General features: G+C 61.3%; 17 protein-coding genes. 10 read left to right on the top strand and 7 right to left on the bottom strand.

The genetic code is table 11. The annotated features are described in order from the left end of the window. Window positions 1-154 precede the first annotated feature (154 nt). Window positions 155-1,198, top strand: a complete 1,044-nt coding sequence (locus ACLEJR_RS24205) for a GlxA family transcriptional regulator (protein ID WP_440817057.1) — start codon at window positions 155-157, stop codon at window positions 1,196-1,198. Window positions 1,199-1,250: 52 nt separating this feature from the next. On the opposite strand, the gene ACLEJR_RS24210 is transcribed toward ACLEJR_RS24205, so the two are convergent. Continuing rightward, window positions 1,251-1,973, bottom strand: coding sequence for a pirin family protein (locus ACLEJR_RS24210; protein WP_440792879.1), 723 nt, complete (start codon window positions 1,971-1,973; stop codon window positions 1,251-1,253). A 364-nt stretch (window positions 1,974-2,337) separates the two neighbouring features. On the opposite strand from ACLEJR_RS24210, the gene ACLEJR_RS24215 reads away from it, so the two are divergent. Beyond that, window positions 2,338-3,288: a GlxA family transcriptional regulator gene (locus ACLEJR_RS24215; protein ID WP_440792881.1), complete on the top strand. Its 951-nt coding sequence runs from the start codon at window positions 2,338-2,340 to the stop codon at window positions 3,286-3,288. A gap of 184 nt (window positions 3,289-3,472) precedes the next feature. After that, window positions 3,473-4,939 carry an ATP-binding protein gene (locus ACLEJR_RS24220; protein WP_440817059.1) on the top strand — a complete coding sequence of 489 codons (1,467 nt, stop codon included), beginning with the start codon at window positions 3,473-3,475 and terminating at the stop codon, window positions 4,937-4,939. Here the strand turns inward: ACLEJR_RS24220 and ACLEJR_RS24225 are convergent. Further along, entirely contained in the window at window positions 4,886-7,690 is a 2,805-nt protein-coding gene (locus ACLEJR_RS24225) for an ATP-binding protein (protein ID WP_440817062.1), read from the bottom strand. The two genes, ACLEJR_RS24220 and ACLEJR_RS24225, sit on opposite strands and share 54 nt — an antisense overlap. A 367-nt stretch (window positions 7,691-8,057) precedes the next feature. On the opposite strand from ACLEJR_RS24225, the gene ACLEJR_RS24230 reads away from it, so the two are divergent. The 7 genes from ACLEJR_RS24230 (at window position 8,058) to ACLEJR_RS24260 (ending at window position 15,022) form a co-directional block, all read left to right on the top strand. Next, complete coding sequence (locus ACLEJR_RS24230; RefSeq protein WP_440817065.1) at window positions 8,058-8,879, top strand: alpha/beta fold hydrolase; 822 nt, start codon at window positions 8,058-8,060, stop codon at window positions 8,877-8,879. Window positions 8,880-9,058: 179 nt separating this feature from the next. Next, a complete protein-coding gene (locus ACLEJR_RS24235) occupies window positions 9,059-10,006 on the top strand; it encodes a LysR substrate-binding domain-containing protein (RefSeq protein ID WP_440792887.1) in 948 nt (315 codons plus the stop codon). Continuing rightward, window positions 10,003-10,416, top strand: a complete 414-nt coding sequence (locus ACLEJR_RS24240; RefSeq protein WP_440817067.1) for a DoxX family protein — start codon at window positions 10,003-10,005, stop codon at window positions 10,414-10,416. Before ACLEJR_RS24235 ends, ACLEJR_RS24240 begins: the two co-directional genes overlap by 4 nt. Then, window positions 10,409-11,026, top strand: a complete 618-nt coding sequence (locus ACLEJR_RS24245) for an antibiotic biosynthesis monooxygenase (protein ID WP_440792890.1) — start codon at window positions 10,409-10,411, stop codon at window positions 11,024-11,026. Before ACLEJR_RS24240 ends, ACLEJR_RS24245 begins: the two co-directional genes overlap by 8 nt. A 157-nt stretch (window positions 11,027-11,183) precedes the next feature. Further along, window positions 11,184-13,022, top strand: a complete 1,839-nt coding sequence (locus tag ACLEJR_RS24250; protein WP_440792892.1) for an amidohydrolase — start codon at window positions 11,184-11,186, stop codon at window positions 13,020-13,022. Between the two features lie 141 nt (window positions 13,023-13,163). After that, window positions 13,164-13,793: an isochorismate family cysteine hydrolase YcaC gene (gene ycaC, locus ACLEJR_RS24255; RefSeq protein ID WP_245144820.1), complete on the top strand. Its 630-nt coding sequence runs from the start codon at window positions 13,164-13,166 to the stop codon at window positions 13,791-13,793. A 350-nt stretch (window positions 13,794-14,143) separates the two neighbouring features. Further along, a complete protein-coding gene (locus ACLEJR_RS24260) occupies window positions 14,144-15,022 on the top strand; it encodes a LysR family transcriptional regulator (RefSeq protein ID WP_440817069.1) in 879 nt (292 codons plus the stop codon). 62 nt (window positions 15,023-15,084) lie between these two features. Here ACLEJR_RS24260 and ACLEJR_RS24265 read toward each other — a convergent pair whose 3' ends face one another. From ACLEJR_RS24265 to ACLEJR_RS24285, 5 genes are all read right to left on the bottom strand, one after another. Further along, entirely contained in the window at window positions 15,085-15,561 is a 477-nt protein-coding gene (locus tag ACLEJR_RS24265; RefSeq protein WP_440792897.1) for a hemerythrin domain-containing protein, read from the bottom strand. Window positions 15,562-15,763: 202 nt separating this feature from the next. Continuing rightward, complete coding sequence (locus tag ACLEJR_RS24270; RefSeq protein WP_440817070.1) at window positions 15,764-16,867, bottom strand: NAD(P)/FAD-dependent oxidoreductase; 1,104 nt, start codon at window positions 16,865-16,867, stop codon at window positions 15,764-15,766. Between the two features lie 259 nt (window positions 16,868-17,126). Then, complete coding sequence (locus ACLEJR_RS24275) at window positions 17,127-17,621, bottom strand: hypothetical protein (RefSeq protein ID WP_440792900.1); 495 nt, start codon at window positions 17,619-17,621, stop codon at window positions 17,127-17,129. Window positions 17,622-17,645: 24 nt separating this feature from the next. Then, window positions 17,646-18,179 (bottom strand): hypothetical protein, encoded by a 534-nt coding sequence (locus tag ACLEJR_RS24280; RefSeq protein ID WP_440792902.1) that lies wholly within the window; start codon window positions 18,177-18,179, stop codon window positions 17,646-17,648. An 8-nt stretch (window positions 18,180-18,187) separates the two neighbouring features. Then, window positions 18,188-19,964 (bottom strand): DUF2345 domain-containing protein (locus tag ACLEJR_RS24285; protein WP_440817072.1); only part of this gene is annotated, 1,777 nt, incomplete at its 5' end.

The raw sequence follows: 19,964 nt of genomic DNA on the forward strand, positions 1-19,964 counted from the left end.
ACTTGAGCCCGTTCGGCGCCGCGAGGACGTTGGACGAGTGATGTGGCGCAGCGGTTATCGCCAGCGTCGCAAAACGGGTGGACAGCTGCTTGTGCTTCTCGCGAAGACGCCAGGCAGGTGAGTTCTGACGGTTTTAATGGAGCAACGAGGCCCTATGCCAAGCGCATTCGAGAGCGTACTCAAAAACAAGAACATGGCTTATCAACCGCAGGGCAAGGCCGCTGCGGGCCAGGCGCCGACGCGTGTCGCGTTCGTCTTGATGGACAATTTCTCGATGATGTCTTTCACCGGCGCGGTGGACGCGCTGGTGACTGCCAACCTGATGAGCGACTCGCCCCTGTATGAAGTGCTGACGGTGGGGGCTTCGGGCCCACAGGTGACGAGCGACCTGGGGATTGTCATTTCAGCCGACAACGAGTTGGCACAGTTGCCGGAAAACCTCGACGTGCTGATCGTGGCCGGCGGGTTTAGGGTGAAGTTGCAGGGCATCGCCACGCTGCGTCGCAAGCTGCGCGCCAATGCGACGTCCGGGGCCATCCTGGGTGGGCTGTGGAACGGGGTATTCTTCGTCGCCGATGCCAATCTGCTGGATGGCTATGAGTGCGCCGTCCATCCGGAAAGCCGCGCCATGATGGCCGAGGTCTTTCCCCATGTGAAAGTCTCCAATCGGGCGTATGTGGTGGATCGAGAGCGAGTCAGCTGTGCAGGCGCGAACAGCTCGCTGCGCATGATGCTGCAGTTGATCAGCAAGACCGGCGGCCAGGCGCTGGTGGGCGCGATCGAGGAGATCCTGCGCTGCGACGAGTCGGGCGATGACGCGACGGACCTGCCGCCGGTGTTCGTCGAGACGGACCCGACGCTGCCGGAAAGCCTCAAGCTGGCCTTGGAATTGATGTGGCAAAACGTCGAAGAGCCGTTGACGATCGATGAACTGGCAGCGTGCGTGAAAATTTCCAAGCGCCAGTTGGAGCGCCGTTTCTGTAGCTTTCTCGGTGCGACGCCGACCCGCTATTACCTGGAACTGCGCCTGACCCGCGCACGTCAGCTCATCCAGCAGACCAATCGGTCCGTGACGGAAATCGCCGTGGCGACCGGTTTCGTCAGTTCGCCGCACTTTCAGCGCCGCTTCCGCGATTTCTTCGGCGTACCGCCGGGCAGTTATCGTTCGGCAGCGGCGCGCAAGCAAGCCTTGCGCTAGAGCATGGTGAACGTGTTCCTTCGTTCACCATGCTCGACGCTTCCATCAGGCCTCACGGCATTTGCGGCAGTTCTTGCGGTCGCAGATCGAATACCAATACCTCGGCGTCCTGGCCGTTGCCCAAGGTCAGCACCTGCTCCGCACGCACCCGTACGCCATCGCCTTCCTTGAGCGGCACACCGTTGAGCTCAACGCTGCCCCGAGCCACATGCACGTAGGCATAGCGATCTGCTGCCAGGGTCAGCGTGGCGCTTTGCTCGCCGTCGAACAGGCCGGCATAGACCCGTGCATCCTGGCGCACGTGCAGTGAGCCGTCGGCGCCGTCCGGGGAGATGATCAGCTGCAAACGACCGCGTTTCTGCTCGGCACTGAAATGCTGTTGCTGGTAGCGCGGTGTAGCCCCCACCGCGTTCGGCACGATCCAGATTTGCAGGAAATGCACCGGCTCGTCCGCGCTGTGGTTGAACTCACTGTGGGCCACGCCGCTGCCGGCGCTCATCAGCTGTACGTCGCCGGGACGGATGACCGAACCGGTGCCCAGGGTGTCCTTGTGCTCCAGGGCGCCTTCGAGCACGTAGGAAAAAATCTCCATGTCGCGGTGCGGGTGCTGGCCGAAGCCTTTGCCAGCGGCGACCCGGTCGTCGTTGATCACCAGGAGATCGGAAAAGCCTTGCTCGTTGACGTTGCGGTAGCTGGCGAAGGAAAACGTGTGGAACGAGGTCAGCCAGCCGTGACGGGCGATACCGCGATCCGAAGCTTTACGAAGGGTCAGCATGATGATTTCTCCTGAGGTCAGTGGGCGGCCGCCGGGGCCTTTCGCCGGGTTCAGAAGAAGGTTAATAGTTATCGGTTTGAGCAATAAGCGGGTGAAAAATGAAAGACTGTCCGGTATGGGTAGACAATTGATGAAGTCTACCCGGTGGTGCTTTGCTTCGACATAATGCGAGGGTGTTTGCCTGATTCCCCGGCTAAATCATGAAACCCTGTGGGAGCGAGCTTGCTCGCGATAGTGTCGGTTCAGCTAGCCTGAATGCCACTGACACTACGCCATCGCGAGCAAGCTCGCTCCCACAGCAGGCATTTCAAGCTCGATATGGCGGATCTCAGGCCGCATTTCCCTGGATTCTGGCGTTTTACCCATGAAAACCGTTGCAATGGTGCTGTTCCCCGATTTTCTGCTGCTCGACATGGCAGGGCCTCTGGAGGTGTTTTCCATCGCCAATCGATACCTCGAGGCGAACCAACATTATAAATTGCTGACCCTGGGCACCGAGCGCGGGGCATTGCGGGCGTCCAACGGCGTGGCAGTGCAGGCCGACATCCATATCGACCAGGCCTGGGCGGCCTACGATGTGTTGCTGGTCCCGGGCGGGCCGGGGGCCTATAACGACCGGCATCCGGGGCTGCACACCTGGCTGCGGGCCGCCGCGCAACGTGCGACGCGCTACGGCTCCATCTGTACCGGGGCTTTTGTGCTGGGGGAGGCCGGGCTGCTTGATGGCTATCGTGTCACTACCCACTGGCACTACACCGAGCGACTGATCCGGCGTTTCCCCAAGGCTCTGGTCGAAACCGACAAGATCTACCTGCAGGATCGCCGCCTGATCACGTCGGGCGGCGTCACTGCCGGCATCGACCTGGCCTTGTCCATCGTCGCCCAGGATCATGGTCGCCGTGTGGCGCTGGATGTCGCCAAGGTGTTGCTGGTGGTGATGAAGCGCCAGGGCGGGCAGGCTCAGTTCAGTCCTCTGGTGGCAGCGGTGGGCGCCCAGGAATCGGCCATCACCCGAGTGCAGAATCATGTGTTGGACCATCTGGAAGAACCCTTCACCATCGAGCGCATGGCTGCACTGGCGTCCATGAGTTCGCGGCATTTCGCCCGATTGTTCACCCGCGAGGTGAAGATGACGCCGATGGAGTTCCTGCAAGGGGCGCGCATCGACCGGGCCCGGCAGTTACTGGAAAGCAGCGACCTGCCCCTTAAGACCGTAGCGTTTCGCAGCGGTTTCGGCAGCGTCCGGCACATGCGCACACTGTTCACGGAAAAGCTCGGCCTGACCCCGGTGCAGTACCGCCAGCAATTCAGCTGAGTGCTGACGTGTCCGTCCAGGGCACCGTGATGTCCGTGCTGCGCCCTGTGCCAGCATTGTTCTCCGATCATGGGCTGCCAAGATAACGGCGAACCCTCTGGAAAGGATGCGCAGGAGCCGGGGCAGACGCGTTCGATGGTCCGCGACGTCATGCCACCACCGGTTATCCGGCACTGAATCGCTGATGAACAGTTTCGTCAAACCCGACACAGAACCGGCGGTGGGCTTCGGCCCGTTTGCCTTCTACCGGCAGCAGCGGCTGGTCACTCGTGATGGTGACCCCCTCGCATTGGGCGGGCGGGCGCTGGACATTCTGCAGGTGCTGGTGGAACACGCCGGGAGTTATGTCAGTAAACAAGCACTGATCACCCGGGTCTGGCCGGACAGTGTCGTCGAGGACATCAACCTGCGGGTGCACATCGCGGCGCTGCGCCGGGCCTTCGGTGATGGACGCGACGGTTGCCGGTACATTCTCAATGATCCCCGACAAGGCTATTGCTTTGTCGCACCGCTGGCTTGCACGGCACCCATCGAAAAACACAACCTGCCCGCACGGCTGAGCCCGGTGATCGGCCGCGACAAAGCGTTGGGCCGGCTGCTCGCCGAGGTGCCACGCCAAGGCTTGACCACCGTGACCGGCCCGGGCGGGGTCGGCAAGTCCACCGTGGTGCTGCGAGTGGCGGAGCTTTTGCTGGAGCACTTTGAGGACGGTGCCTGGTTTGTCGATCTGACAGCCTTCTCCGATCCTCTACAGGTGCGCGCCCGGATAGCCTGCATATTGGGCCTGGAGTCCGACGCCTTGATCCGGAAACTCAAGGCGCGCCGGATGCTGTTGGTACTCGACGGTTGCGAGCACCTGCTCGACGCCTGTCGTGAACTGGCTCTGGCGCTGCGAGCAGCGGCACCGGGTGTGTCGTTGTTGTTGAGCAGCCGCGAAGCGCTGAGCCTTACCGATGAACATGTCGTGCAACTGCCAGGCCTGACGTTGGCCTCACCCCTTGAGCCAGAGCATCAGCTATTGGCATGCCCGGCGGTGCAGTTGCTGATCGAGCGGGTCGGGGCGCGACAACAAGGCTTCAAACCCAGCGACCGCGACCTAGTGACGATTGCGCAGATTTGCCAGCGCCTGGACGGCTTGCCCCTGGCTCTGGAACTGGCGGCCGCCCAAGTCAGCGTCCTGGGCGTAGCCGGAGTGCTGGAACAATTGGATTACGGGTTGTCACTGCTCAGTCACGGCCGGCGCACCGCGGTGCCCCGTCACCGGAGCCTGGAGGCGTTGCTGGATTGGAGCTTCGAGCGTCTGGCTGCCAGTGAGCAGGTGCTGTTCCAGCGCCTGGCAGTATTCGATCGACCCTTTACAGTTAAGGCGGCGAAGGCGGTGGTCAGTAGCCCGGAGCTGGATGCCGAGCAGTTACCGTGGCTGCTGTCGCGGTTGGCGAGCCAGTCGTTGCTGATGGTCGAACAGTGCGCCAGCGGGGTGCGTTTTCGCTGGCTTCATACTACCCGGGCCTATGCCCTGGAAAAGCTGCGCAGCAGCGGACATTGGCATTCCTATCATCGTCGCTACGTCCTGCAGGACGCCTGGACGCCGGTTCATTCAAACCCCGCTGTGTCCGGACAGCGCCTGGAGCAGCGCGTCGGCCTGCACTAGATCGGGGGTGTCGAAGCCTTCGGTGAAGCGGCGATAGACCGGTTCGAGCAACTGTTGCGCGGCCGATTCGCGGCCCTGGCGTTGCCATAGTCGCGCCAGGGACATGGCGCAGCGCAGTTCCCAAGCTTGTGCCGCTTGCTCGCGGGCTATCGCAAGGGCTGCTATCAGTTGCTCTTGCGCATGACCATCAGTGCACGGGTCATTCGAGGCCAACAGGGTTTCGGCGCCGGCCCGCAGGATTTCGGCGGTGCACCAGCCGGCGGCGCCACTGCGGGCGCGTTCGACTTGCGCGTCGTTGACCACGTCGGTGCGCAGGGTCACGACGATATCCTGGATCAACCCATTGACCGGATTGGCTTCAAGGGGGCCGCCGTTCAATGCGCTGTCGTAATAGCGGGCCCAGTTATGGAACAGGATCACCGAGTGTTTGGTGGCCTGGTATTGCAACATCTCCAGCCTCTCTCGAGCCGTGCCGTGATCGCCGTTGTAGTGCGCAATCACGCAGCCGGCCAACGCCAGGGTGTAGCAGATTGAAGTGCCATGGTTGATCTGCAAGGCGATCTGCAGCGCGAGGTCGGCTGCCCGTCGGGCTCTTTCAGCGAAGCCTTGCAGCCAGAGGATGCGCGCCAGGGTCGTCAGCGAGGCCACGCTCTGGTCGTATTGCACACCGAAACCGTGGGTGAAACGGCTCAGATGGCCGTTCTGGGCCAGGCGCTGGATGACCTGTTCGGCCTCTTGTCGAGCCGCGCCCTGGGCGCCGGCAAAATGCAGCGCCAGCACCCGCAGGCGTTGGGCACTCAAGGACAGTACCGGGTCGCCCTGGGTGCCGAGTCGATCGAAATCCTGGCTCTGCTCCAGTGCTTGTCGATAGTTCCCGCAACTGAGATTGACCGCCATGTGCCCCGACACTGCCCGCAGTTCGCCGGCGCGGTTCTGACAATGCCGGGCCAGTTGCCGGGCGGCGACAAAAGCGTGAATCGTCGCCGGCGTACCGCCTTCGGTGTGGTAGCTGAAGCTGGCGTGGGCCAGCTCCAGGGCGAGGCTCAGCCTGGGGCATGGCGCCGGGCTGGCCCGCAGCAATTGCCGGGCCTTGGAGACATACAGACCGTGTTCCTTGACCAGCGACAGTTCTTGCCACAGGGGCAGGGTGCGTGCCGTCAGGCGAACGGCCACCTCATGCGACCCGTTGGGGGCCAGTCCCCGGTCGAGGGCGGCACGGATGTCGTCGCGATAGGCGGCGTAGCGCGCAATCCACAACGGCGTAGGGGTGTGCTCCCAGTCGTTTTCGGCTTGCTCCATCAACGCCAGGCAACGCTCGGCGTGGCGTTCCTGGCTGGCCGCCAGTTCACCGGCTGCAGCCAGTTTTTCCGACGCATAACTGCGGGTAGTGTCCAGCAGGCGGTAGCGCACCTCTTCGTCGCCGACTTCGACATTGAGCAACGACTTGGCGACCAACTGGCTGATGGACACCAGCACCTGATCGGGCGCGACGTGTGGACCGACGATCACCGCTGCGGCCGATGCCAGATTGAAGCTGCCCATGAACACCGCCAGCCGGCGCAGGCAGATCTGCTCGCACACCGTGAGCAGTGCAAAGCTCCAGTCGAGCGTGGCAAGCAGGGTCTGCTGGCGCGGAGCAACGTCGGTGTGGCTGTGTAGCACGGCCACGCTGTCCTGCAATTGCCGATGCAGTTCCTCCAGCCCGAAACGGCCTACCTGCGCGGCGGCCAACTCGATGGCCAGCGGGATCCCATCCAGCCGCTGGCAAATCTGCGCCACCCATGGCACTTCGAGGTCGGTCAGTTCGAAGTCTTCATGGCTGGCCATCGCACGTTCGGCAAACAATTGCAGTGCCGGATATTGCAGGGCCGGATAACCTTCGATGGACGTTTCGCGGGGTGGAAATGCCAGGGAGTCCACGCGCTGCACGTGTTCGCCTTCGGCCCGCAGGCCTTCGCGGCTGGTGGCCAGGATGTGCAAGTGCGGGGCGCCGCGCAGCAGGGTTTCACAAAGCTGGGCGACGGCGTCGATCAAGTGCTCGCAGTTGTCGATCACCAGCAGCAGATGCCGTTCCTTGAGCTGGCGGGCGATGGTGTCCGGCTGATCAAGGTCGGGCAGCGGCAGGTTCAGCAGGGTGCACAGATCGGGGACGATCATCGCTGGATCGTTGAGCAAGGCCAGGTCCAGCAAAAACGTGCCGTCGCGGTAGTGCTCGATCAGTCGTTCGGCGACGCGCAGCGCGATAGTGGTCTTACCGATGCCGCCAGTCCCGACCAGGGTGATGAAGCGCTTGCGCGGCAGCTGTTCCACCAGGCTCTCTACCACCGCCTGGCGCCCGATCATCCGGGTACGCCGCAGTGGCAGGTTGTGGGGCGCTGACGATGGTGCGATGTCCACCGATGGCGCGAGCGGCTCGGCGGACACTGGCGCGACAAAACTGTAGCCGCGTTGCGCCACGGTGACGATGTAGCGTTGCCCGGCCTGACCGTCCCCCAATGCCTTGCGCAGTGCGGCCACATGCACCCGCAGATTGGTGTCTTCCACCACACTCCTGGGCCAGACCCGGGCGATCAGCTGTTGCTTGCTCACCACCTCTCCGGCGTGTTCGAGCAGTACCAGCAGAATCTCCACCGCCCGCCGTCCCAGGCGCAGCGGTTGCCCGCCCTCCAGTACCAGGCGCTGGCGAGGATGGACCTGATAAGGGCCGAAATGCACCGTCTGTTCGACGGGCAGGGTGAGGGGTTGGCTCATGGTGTTCTCAATGTGCTTGTCCCGGTGCATGGGCTTTATCCGAGCATGTTCCTCAGGTTTTGCGTTGAGCGCAACGGTGAAGGCGTCTGGCGCGGGCTTTGCGGAGCGCAATCGTGGCGAGGGAGCTTGCTCCCGCTGGGCTGCGAAGCGGCCCTTGGGACCCTGCCGCTGATCAATCTGACACGGCGAGGTGACGATCTGGGGTCGCTGCGCAACCCAGCGGGAGCAAGCTCCCTCGCCACAAAGAACCTCGGCACTCTCAGTTTCAGCACCCGGCTTCCAAAAAAATTAACAACGTTTAACTCACGCCGTTGTCGCGTCTGACCGGACCATGAAGACCTCCCAATCACCGCAAGGAAGTCATGTCATGAGCACCTTCATCACCCGCGATGGCACCGAGATCTACTACAAGGACTGGGGCAGTGGGCAGCCGGTGGTGTTCAGCCATGGCTGGCCGTTGAACTCGGACAGCTGGGAAGCGCAGATGATGTTCCTGGCATCCAACGGCTATCGGGTGATCGCTCATGACCGTCGTGGGCACGGGCGCTCCAGCCAGCCTTGGGACGGCAACGACATGGACACCTACGCCGATGACCTGGCCGAGCTGATCGAACGCCTGGACTTGAAGAATGCCGTACTGCTCGGCTTCTCCACCGGCGGTGGCGAAGTGGCGCGCTACATCGGTCGTCATGGCGCCGCGCGCGTCGCCAAGCTCGGCCTGATCTCGGCGGTGACACCGTTGATGGTGCGGACCGCGTCCAACCCCGGCGGCCTGCCTATCGAAGTGTTCGACGGCTTCCGCCAGGCCTCCCTCGCCGATCGTTCTCAGCTATACAAAGATGTGGCCAGTGCATTTTTCGGCGCCAACCGTCCAGGCGCCAAGGTTTCCCAAGGCATGATCGACTGGTTCTGGATGCAGGGCATGCTCGCCGGCCACAAGAACACCTATGACTGCATCAAGGCATTTTCGGAGACCGACCTGACCGAAGACCTGCGCAACATCGATGTGCCGACCCTGGTGGTCCATGGCGACGATGACCAGGTGGTGCCGATCGAAGCCGCCGGCATTGCTGCCGCCAGGTTGCTCAAGAACTCTCAGCTGCTGGTCTACCCCGGCGCGCCTCATGGCTTGACCGATACTCACAAGGACCGGCTGAACGCTGATTTGCTGGCGTTTATCCAGGGCTGAAGGGGGAGGGGCTGACCCTGATGCTTGGGCAAGCCACAAAACCTGGTGTGGAAGCGAGCTTGCTCGCGAAAGCGGAGTGTCAGTCGACAAGGATGTTGAATGTCGGTACGCCTTCGCGAGCAAGCTCGCTCCCACAGAGATTTTACCCATCCCTGGTCATTCAACAGGATCAAAAACCCATGAATCGCAACGATCTACGCCGTCTCGACATGAACCTGCTGGTGATTTTCGAGGCGTTGATGTTCGAGAAAAACCTGACCCGCGTCGCCGAGAAGCTGTTCATGGGCCAGCCGGCGGTGAGCGCGGCGTTGGGGCGGTTGCGGGATCTGTTCGATGACCCGCTGCTGATCCGCCACGGTCGAGGCATGGAGCCGACTCCACGAGCCCTGGCCATTCTCAAGGAACTGCAACCGGCCATGGACACCATTTCCGGTGCGGTCAGCCGGGCCAAGGCGTTCGATCCGTCCACCAGTTGCGACGTGTTTCGCGTCGGCCTGTCCGACGATGCCGAGTTCGGCCTGTTTCCGCCGCTGCTGATGCAACTGCGCGAAGAAGCGCCGGGCATCATCGTGGTGGTGCGCCGGGCCAATTTCCTGCTGATGTCGTCGCTGCTGGCCAGCGGTGAAATCAGCGTTGGCGTCAGCTACACCACCGACCTGCCGGCCAATGCCAAGCGCAAGAAACTGCGGGACATTCCCTGCAAGGTCCTGCGCGGCGACAAGCGCCCAGGGCCGCTGACCCTGGACGAATACTGCGAACGGCCCCATGCCATGGTGTCGTTCTCCGGCGACTTGAGCGGCAACATCGACCTGGACCTGGCGCGTATCGGCCGGACCCGCAAGGTGGTGCTCGCAGTGCCGCAGTTCAGTGGCCTGCGCGCCTTGCTCGCCGGCACCGAGCTGATCGCCACCGTGCCTGACTACGCGGCCTGCGCGCTGGTGGAAGGCTGCGGGTTGCGCGCCGAGGATCCACCGTTCGAGATCAATGCGGCTGAGCTGTCGATGGTCTGGAGCGGGGTGCACGACAACGATCCCGCCGAACGCTGGCTGCGCTCACGCATCGCCAGCCATATGTCCCAACCGTTGCCGGCGGCTGCTTCGACGCCGTCGGTCGGAGACCACCGATGAACCTCACCGATGAACGCCCGTTGCAGGACCTGGGCTTGTTGTTCCTGCGCTTGAGCGGCGCGCTGTTCCTGCTCTGGGTCCATGGGTTGCCGAAACTGTTGCACTACAGCGTCGAGCTGACCCGGATCGAAGACCCGTTTCACCTCGGTGCTGCGCCGACCCTGATCCTGGCGATCTTCGCCGAGGTGCTTTGCCCGTTGCTGATCATGGCCGGCGTCCTGGTGCGCCTGGCCTGCCTGCCCATCCTGTTTCTGCTGGCCGTTGCGCTGCTGGTGGTTCACCCGCAGTGGAGCCTGGAAGAAGGGCAGTTCGGCTGGCTGCTGCTGATTATTTTTACCAGCGTATTCATCGCCGGGCCTGGGCGCCTCGCGATCAACACGCGTTTTGCTGGAGTGCTTCGCCATGTCTGAATCTCAAACCCTCGAAACCAGTGCAACGCCCGGTGCCGATGAAATCGTCACCCTGGTGGTCAAGCACCGGGTCAAGGCCGGTCAGGACGCCGCCTACGAAGCCTGGTTGCGTCGCACCGTGACCGTGGCCGCCGGTTGGCCAGGTCATCTGGGTGTGGATGTGGTCCGGGGCAAGCAGGGTGGGCTGTCACTGTTCACCTGTGTGCTGCGTTTCCGCTCCACCGAGGCCATGCAACGCTGGCTGGATTCGCCTGAGCGCCGGCAGTTGGTCGACGAGGCCGCGCCATTGCTGGCCGACGGTGACCAGACTGAAGTCGGATCCCACAAGGAGTTCTGGTTCGCCCCGCTGGCAGATGCCTCCACGCCTCCCCCGCGTTGGAAGCAGGCCGTGGTGACGCTGTTGGTGATCTTGCCGCACACCTTGCTGGTGCCGCTGATCTGGGGGCCGGTCCTGCAACTCAACGCTTTCCTGTCCAACTACGTGGTCGCCACGTTCCTGATCACCGTGACCATCGTGCTTTCGGTCTGTTACGTGTGCATGCCGCTGGCGACCCGGTTGTTCGCGCCGTGGCTGGAAGCGTCCAAGGCCCATGAACAGCTGAAACCGTAAGCGATCACCGTTGTGACGAGGGAGCTAGCTGTGGCGAGGGAGCTTGCTCCCGCTGGGGCGCGAAGCGGCCCTGAGCTTTTTGGGGCGGCTGCGCCACCCAGCGGGAGCAAGCTCCCTCGCCACGGACTGTAATTATTTTTGATAGAAGGAAAATCCGATGAACGCCGATCTGATTCTGTTCAATGGCCAATTTCATACGGTCGACCGGGAAAAACCCCGTGCCAGCGCCGTCGCCATCAGCCAGGGCAAATTCGTCGCAGTGGGCACCGACGCCGAGGCCATGGCCTTGCGGGGCAGCGGCACCCAGGTCATCGACCTCAAGGGCCGCACCGTCATCCCCGGGCTCAACGACTCGCACCTGCACCTGATCCGCGGCGGCTTGAACTACAACCTGGAACTGCGCTGGGAAGGCGTGCCGTCCCTGGCCGATGCCTTGCGCATGCTCAAGGACCAGGCCGACCGCACGCCGACCCCACAATGGGTGCGCGTGGTGGGCGGCTGGAACGAGTTCCAGTTCGCCGAGAAGCGCATGCCGACCCTGGAAGAACTCAACCAGGCCGCGCCCGATACCCCGGTGTTCGTGTTGCACCTGTATGACCGCGCCTTGCTCAACCGCGCCGCGCTGCGCGTGGCTGGCTACACCCGTGACACGCCGAACCCGCCGGGCGGCGAGATCGTGCGCGACAGCAAGGGCGAGCCGACCGGCATGCTGGTGGCCCGGCCTAACGCGATGATCCTGTATTCGACCCTCGCCAAGGGGCCGAAGCTGCCGCTGGAATACCAGGTCAACTCCACCCGCCAGTTCATGCGTGAACTCAACCGCCTGGGCCTGACCAGTGCCATCGACGCCGGCGGTGGTTTCCAGAACTACCCGGACGATTACGCGGTGATCGAGCAGTTGGCTCGGGAAGAGCAGTTGACGGTGCGCATCGCCTACAACCTGTTCACCCAGAAGCCCAAGGAAGAACTCAGCGACTTCAAGAACTGGACCGGCAGTGTCAAGTTGCACCAGGGCGATGATTTCCTGCGGCACAACGGTGCCGGCGAGATGCTGGTGTTCTCGGCCGCCGACTTCGAAGACTTCCTGGAGCCACGTCCGGACTTGCCGCCCGGCATGGAACAGGACCTGGAGCCGGTCGTGCGCCACCTGGTCGAGCAGCGCTGGCCGTTCCGCTTGCACGCCACCTACGACGAATCCATCAGCCGCATGCTCGATGTATTCGAAAAGGTCAACCGCGACATTCCGTTCAACGGCCTGCCATGGTTCTTCGACCATGCCGAGACCATCACGCCGAAGAACATCGAGCGGGTCCGGGCCCTGGGCGGCGGCATCGCGATCCAGGACCGCATGGCGTTCCAGGGTGAGTACTTCGTCGACCGCTACGGTGCCAAGGCTGCCGAAGCCACGCCGCCGATCAAGCGCATGCTGGCCGAGGGTGTGCCAGTGGGCGCCGGCACCGACGCCACCCGAGTGTCGAGCTACAACCCGTGGACCTCGCTGTACTGGATGGTCAGCGGGCGCACCGTCGGCGGCTTGTCGCTGCACGAGGAAGGCCTGCCGCGCCTGACTGCGCTGGAGCTGTTCACCCATGGCAGCGCCTGGTTCTCCTCCGAGCAGGGCAAGAAAGGCCAGATCAAGGTCGGCCAACTGGCGGACCTGGCCGCCCTGAGTGCGGACTTCTTCAGTGTCGAGGAAGAAGCCATCAAGTGGATCGAGTCCGTGCTGACCGTGGTCGACGGCAAAGTGGTGTACGCCGCCGGTGACTTCGAAAAACTCGGCCCGGCCAGCGTCCCCGTGCTGCCGGACTGGTCGCCGGTGGTCAAGGTCCCAGGCCACTGGCGCCCGAACTCGCCGTTGCAAGCCCAGGTTCACCAGTGCAGCGGCCCGTGCACCGTGCATTCCCACAGCCATGAGCGCGCGCGTCTGTCGAACGTGCCGGTCAGCGATTTCCAAGGCTTCTGGGGCGCGTTCGGCTGTTCGTGCTTTGCGTTCTGACTGATTGATCCATTTCCCCTGTGGGAACGAGGCTGCTCGCGATAGCGGTTGAACATTCAGCATCGCTGTCGCCTGACACTCCGCCATCGCGAGCAAGCTCGCTCCCACAGGTTCCATATTTCCATCCAAAGGAGTCATCCCATGAGCAATGTTCCTACCTACAACCGTCTGAACAAAGATGACGCGGTCGTCCTGCTGGTCGATCACCAGACCGGCCTGATTTCCCTGGTCCAGGATTTCTCGCCGAACGAATTCAAGAACAACGTCCTGGCCCTGGCCGACCTGGCGAAGTTCTTCGAACTGCCGACCATCTTGACCACCAGCTTCGAAAAAGGCCCTAACGGCCCGATCGTGCCGGAGCTCAAAGAGATGTTCCCGGACGCGCCGTACATCCCGCGTCCAGGCCAGATCAATGCCTGGGACAACGAAGACTTCGTCAAGGCGATCAAGGCCACCGGCCGCAAGCAACTGATCATCGCTGGCGTGGTGACAGACGTCTGCGTGGCATTCCCGACCTTGTCGGCACTGGCTGAAGGTTTCGATGTGTTTGTGGTGACCGATGCTTCCGGCACCTTCAACGAAACCGTGCAGCAAGCCGCCTGGGTGCGCATGACCGCTGCCGGTGCTCAGATGATGAACTGGTTCTCGGTGGCCTGTGAGCTGCACCGCGACTGGCGCAACGACATCGAAGGCCTGGGCAACCTGCTGTCCCAGCGCATTCCGAACTACCGCAACCTGATGAACAGCTACTCGGCGTTGACTGCCAAGTAAGCTGAGCGTTGTAGCTGGACGACGCCCGCCTTGTGCGGGCGTTTTTTTGTGCCTGGAGTCGGACCAGCCACACACCCTGTGGCGAGGGAGCTTGCTCCCGCTCGGCTGCTCAGCAGCCGCAAAGCTGGCTCCGCGATATGTCTGGAAAAATGCAGGGCCTGCTTTGCAGGCCAGCGGGAGCAAGCTCCCTCGCCACATTGGGCTGGTGTGGAGCCGAAATTCGAGATCAGCCACAGCCCCTGGGTGGTGCCTGCTCGCGATGAGGGTGGCAGAACCGACACTTCCCAATCTGCCTGGCGCCGCCCACAATGCCCCGTTGAATTTCCTGACTGTCCACCCGCGGATCCCCAATGAACCCCTTCGAAGAAATGCGCATCTTTGCCCAGGTCATGGAGTCGGGCAGTTTCACTGCGGCGGCGGACAAGCTGGGGCTGTCCAAGCAGTTCGTCAGTCGCAGGCTCATGGAGCTGGAGCAGCGCCTGGGTGTGCGTCTGCTCAACCGCTCGACGCGGCGCCTGGATGTCACGCCCCTGGGCCAGCGTTATTACGAGTCGGCGCAGCGCCTGCTGGGTGAGCTGGAACAGGTGGAGCAGGGCATCAGCGGCCAGACCAGCGAGCCCCGTGGCACGATCCGTCTCAGTGCGCCGCTGTCGTTCGCCGTGGCACACCTGGGCAGCCTGTTGCCGCTGTTTCTGCAACGCCATCCCGGCGTCAGCGTCGAGGCCGACCTGAGCGACCGTCCGGTGGATTTGCTGGGGGAGGGCTACGACCTGGCGCTGCGCATCGGCGTGCTGGAAGACTCGACCCTGATCGCCCGGTGCATCGCGACCATCGAACGGGTGTACTGCGCCAGCCCGGCCTACTTGGTGCAACGCGGCACCCCGACACGGCCCGAAGAGCTGCGCGAGCATGATTGCCTGCCCTACGGCCACAGTCGTCAGGTGCAGTGGCGCTTCGGCGGCATCGGCAAACCGTTGACCCTGGAGGTCACAGGACGGATGCGCGCCAACAACGGCGATGTCCTCAGGGACGCGGCAATCGCCGGCATGGGCGTGACCTACCTGCCGACGTTCATCCTCGGCGACGCGCTGAAGGACGGTCGGTTGATCCAGGTGTTGGCGGGGTTCGAGCCCGAGCCGCTGACGTTGTCGGCGGTGTACCCGCAACATCGCCAAGGCTCAAGACTGGTGCAGGCCCTGGTGGAGTTCTTGCGCGAGCAGATGCAGTAAAGCGCCGCGAACACGTCCAGCCGTCTCGGGACGGCTGGACGTGTTCGCGCCGTCTGAGTGGATCAGGCGGCGATATTGGCGCTGCTCAGTTCTTTCTTGTACTGCGCTTTCATGGCTTCCATCTGTTCACCCAGGGCATCGAGCTTGGCCTTGCCCAGCAGCTTTTTCGCCTCAGGGAACATTTCCTTCTCTTCTTCCTCGATGTGGTGCTCCAGCAGTTCCTTGACCACTTTTACACGACCGGCGAACTCTGGTTGAGTCGGGTCGGTGGTCTTGAGGTCCGGCAGCACCAGGGAATCGACGGTGCGGTGTTCTTCCTTGGCCTCGTAGTACATTTCGGCCTGTTCCTTACCGCCAGCTTCTTTGAAGGCCGGGTACAGAATCTCTTCTTCCAGACGGGTGTGAATGGAAACTTCCATTTCGAGTTTAGCCAACAAGTCAGTGCGTTTTTTGACTGCGCGCTCGGTGGATTCGCTCAGTTGAGTCAGAATGGCTTTGACGCGTTCGTGGTCGGCTTTCAGCAGGTCGATGGCGTTCATGAGTAGCTCCTGGCAATTCACGGATGCGGGCCGGCTTCAAGCGCCGACGCCACGTAACAGGTAAATTGCATGAGCCATGCCAGCCGTGGAGGTTTTTAAATTCCATTAAAAACAGTTGGTTATGATTGCCGCCGTTTTTGCCATCGTGCAGGCTGCAATGGGCGCAGCGAAAAAGCCATGCACTTTGCGCTGTCGATGGACACTAGGCGCTGTCCAACAGCTGACGAACTCGTCTGGCAATCGCCAGGCACGAGGTCAGTCCTGGCGACTCAATACCAAACAGGTTGATCAACCCCGGCACGCCATGGTCTGCCTCGCTGCTGATCAGAAAGTCACGGGCCGGTTCGCCGGGTGCCGAAATCTTTGGCCGGATACCGCTGTAGTCAGCGTGCAGGCTCCGGTCCGGCAGGCCCGGCCAGTACTTGCGAATCGCTGGGTAAAATGCTTTGGCCCGGGTCGGGTCCACGCGGTAGTCCTGCTCCTCGACCCATTCGACATCCGGCCCGAAACGCGCCTGGCCCGCCAGGTCCAGGGTCATATGGATGCCCAAACCCGCAGCTTCCGGAGCGGGATAGACCAGATGTCGGAACGGCGCCCGCCCGCTGAGGCTGAAATAGTTACCCTTGCATAGACAATCGTCCGGCACTGACTGCGGCGGCAGGCCGTCGATGCGGCGGGCGAGGGCAGGGGCCTGCAGGCCGCTGGCATTGATCAGTTGCCGACAAGACAAGCCCATCTGCGCCGTACCGCCCAGCTCCAGCCTGAAGCCATCCGTGGTGACATACGCACGCAACAGCGGCGTGTGAAACGCCACCGTCGCGCCAGCGGCCTCGGCATCGCCCTGCAAGGCCAGCATCAGGGCATGGGAATCGACAATCCCTGTGGATGGCGAATACAACGCCGCGACGCACGCCAACTCCGGTTCCAGCGCTTGCGCCTGCTGTTGGTCGAGCAGACGCAGGTCTTCCACGCCATTGACCAGACCGCGTTCTAGCAACGCCCCGAGCCCAGCTACCTGGGACTGATCCGTAGCAACGATCAGCTTGCCGAGCCGCCGGGTGCTGACTCCACGACTTTCGCAATAGGCATATAGCTGGCGCCGACCCTCGACACACAACTGCGCCTTGAGACTGCCCGGCGGGTAATAGATACCGGCATGAATGACTTCGGAATTACGCGAACTGATGCCTGTACCGATGGCCCCGGCGGCTTCGATCAGCAGCACTTCGTGACCGGCCAATGCCATTTCCCGGGCGATGGCAAGGCCGATGATACCGGCGCCGGCTATTACGCATTCGATATGCATGCGTGGAGGTTCCTCGTTGCGCTGTGGACCAGCAACCCGGTCAGGATAGCCGGGCTGTGGGTGTTGTTACGAGCTCTCTCACGGAGGACAACATTGATCCAGAGTTTTTCTGTCCGTGGACGCCATTGGGTTTTATAAAGGGAGCGCGTCGCGCGGTGTAGTGACTGTCTTGGTCATTCCTTGATGGTGTGGTTTCCGGCTGTGGGCGTGGAAGTGCTTTTCCCCGTGCTCCGTTAAGTCTCCTGCGCCTATTCGATAATTAACAACTTGGCTTTATAACCGCACCGCTCTGCTCATATTGGTGTTGCAGATACTCGACCTTCCTTCCGTGATCTTCCTTCACGCAAAAAATCGCGTCGTAGAACAGGACGCTCTGACGGAGCGGGTGAGCAATAAGGGCATCGATCCTTGCGTAGTACGTTTCGCCCACTTTGAGGGGTTTCTCCGGGGCAGACTGTCGATACCCGGCGGGTAATGCACCGTATGAAATGCAGTCACCAGACTTTAATGACAGTGGTGGGTTTTCGGGAGTCAGCACAACTTGCCACATTAGTAGGCGGCCATTATGGTGCAGCGCACGCTCCGAAACTGATAGGGCTCTGACGCTCACAGATGGTGACGCCTGCACAGGTGTACAGATCAATAATTTTCCATTCTCCGAGCGGATAACAGCTTCGCCCGGTATACCCCACGGTGTGGCGTTACCCGAGCTTACTAAAATAATCACCAGCAAAATGAACGAATAACTTCTCATGTCAGTTCCAGTGATGACCGTCAATCATGGAGCGTAAACCTGTGGCGCATTGCCGTTACGTCGACCATCGCATGATGGAATAAAATCAGATCCGTTCGGCATACGGATGTACTGGATGAATTTTCCAGTACCGTCGGCGCTTCGGCTAATACAGAATACCGCGCGATATGTATCTGTTGGGCTGTACGCATTACTCAAGCCGAATACGTAGGTGTGATTGACTTTGAGAGTCAATGGGGAGCTTCTTATTTTATAGGCGTCCAACTCATAACCTTCAGGCACAGCATCGAATATGACACAGGCGCCAGGCTTCAACTCTAACGGCTTGAAGCCTGATTTCAAAGAGACTCCCCAAGAGCCTGGGTTCCGCACGTAGCTTTCTGACAGTGATATCCAACCGACAGGAAATGTCTGCGTCGTATCATCGGGCAAGCAAATTGCTGGTTTATCATCGATGGAAATGATATTTCCATCGCCCATGTATCCAAACGATGTTGCATGAGTCTCTTTCAAAGCTATGCAAAATGGCATGATTAGCAAAATTACTGAATACTTCATGTGTCGCCTCAGCCTGGGAGGTTAGAACGGTTGGCAGGGTCATCCAAAACACTCTTAACCGTTAAAGCAAGGAGTTCCGGGCTTTTACCAATATTACTTCGGCTCCATACCCTCCGTGGGTTGCGAAGAATACAAATCAAATAATAGTCCGAAACGATTTCACCTTGCTGCTCCATGTTGTAGTCGGAAAAATTCCTGCTTTCTGCCAAGGTGTATTTGTAGGCATCCTCTCCACGGCTGGTTACAGTCAGTCCGGCCTGTTTAACAGGGTACCCAAGTTGGTATTGCCAAACATGGGTCAATTCGTGCATGAACAGCGCTTTATCCCTGTCGTCCCCGGTAGTAGAGAAATCATCTCTGTAGAATTTTGTGCTTTCTGGAAAATACATTTCTCCATTAGGTGTGACAGCCGTGTTCTGAAAACCAAAGAATAACCACCAGCCACCGTGGTGAATTTTGACTTTACTGTAGTTAATCGATTCTTTGAATATAACTCTGGACATGGCGATTTCACCCGGTGTCAATGCACGAGACTTACCTTTGGGCAACGGCACGACCTGGATGGAAGTACCCACGCCCGTATCGTTGGTCGAGATATTCATGGCGCTCAGGTCGATCTCCAGCGGGGCCTGGGCGTTCTGCGCAGCGCAACAGATCGGCTTCACGCCTTCGGGTGGGAACAGGGACAAACGACTGATCCGGGCCGGTTCCCGGGTCACGATGCGCTGCGTATAACCCTGCTCGTCGGTCATGCCTTCAAACGAGCTGTTATCCGCCAGGGTGACGCGGTATTTCAGATTGCTTGCCGGCTTACCGTTCGGATCGACCAGGCGAAGTTGTTCATCGAACAGCGAATCCAGCATTTCGAGCTTCAGGTCCCCGGGCACCAGGGTGTTGATGCTCATGGTCCGGCCATCCCTGTCGGTTACGCCGGTGTATATGTCTCCTTGTTGGGTCGTGACTTGGTAACGAGAAAATGGCTTGGCTGCCTGGACTTGATTTCTAAGCTCATAGACACCGCTATAACCGGCAGGCAAAGGCGTGGCCGGGGTATCGAACGTAGTGCCGTCGAGTTTCTCCACATTGAGCGCCTTGAGGTAGATATTGCCCGGCGCCCCCAGCTCGATCTCGCCATCCTTCAGGCGGATATAGGCGCCACCACAGTGGAGCACCAATTCTTGCGCAGCGCTTATTTCAACGCGTCCGCTGGTGCTCTCGACCTTGACGTCGGCTTTAGCCAGCGCATGCAAATCGCTTTTCTGGGCATGCAGTTTGATCTGGCCTTCTGCGGCCTTGAGTTGCAGATCGGCCTTGCGCGCCAACACGCTGACAGCGTCCTGTGCGGCGGCGGTAAAGTTGCGCCCGGCGCTGATATCGACATTGTGTGCTGCCACGATGCCGACGCATTCAGCCCCCGAGGCCAGGCATACGGCCTCGGGACTGACCATGCCGATTCCACTCGGGGCATGGACCAGAACGCCGGGCCGTTTCAGATTCTTCAGCGCCTCGCCCAGACGCCTCTGGCTCTCGACATCGCTGGGTATCGCTTCAGCGCTACGTGAAGCACTGGCCAGTGAACGCGCCAGGGACAGCGCACTTTCCAATTGATTGATGGCGTCTTCCATGTCGAGCTGCATACCCGTCGCGCATGGCTGCTCATCAGCACTGATGAACACCCCCTTGCCCCCGCGTATTGCCCCCCAACCGTCGCTGCGCAGTTCGAACCCTTCGCCGCGTTTGCGCTTGTTGGCGTCTACCAGGTGCCCGAGGTTGAGTTGGCTCTTG

It is taken from the genome of Pseudomonas sp. SMN5 (genome assembly GCF_052041925.1).
GTDB lineage: Bacteria > Pseudomonadota > Gammaproteobacteria > Pseudomonadales > Pseudomonadaceae > Aquipseudomonas.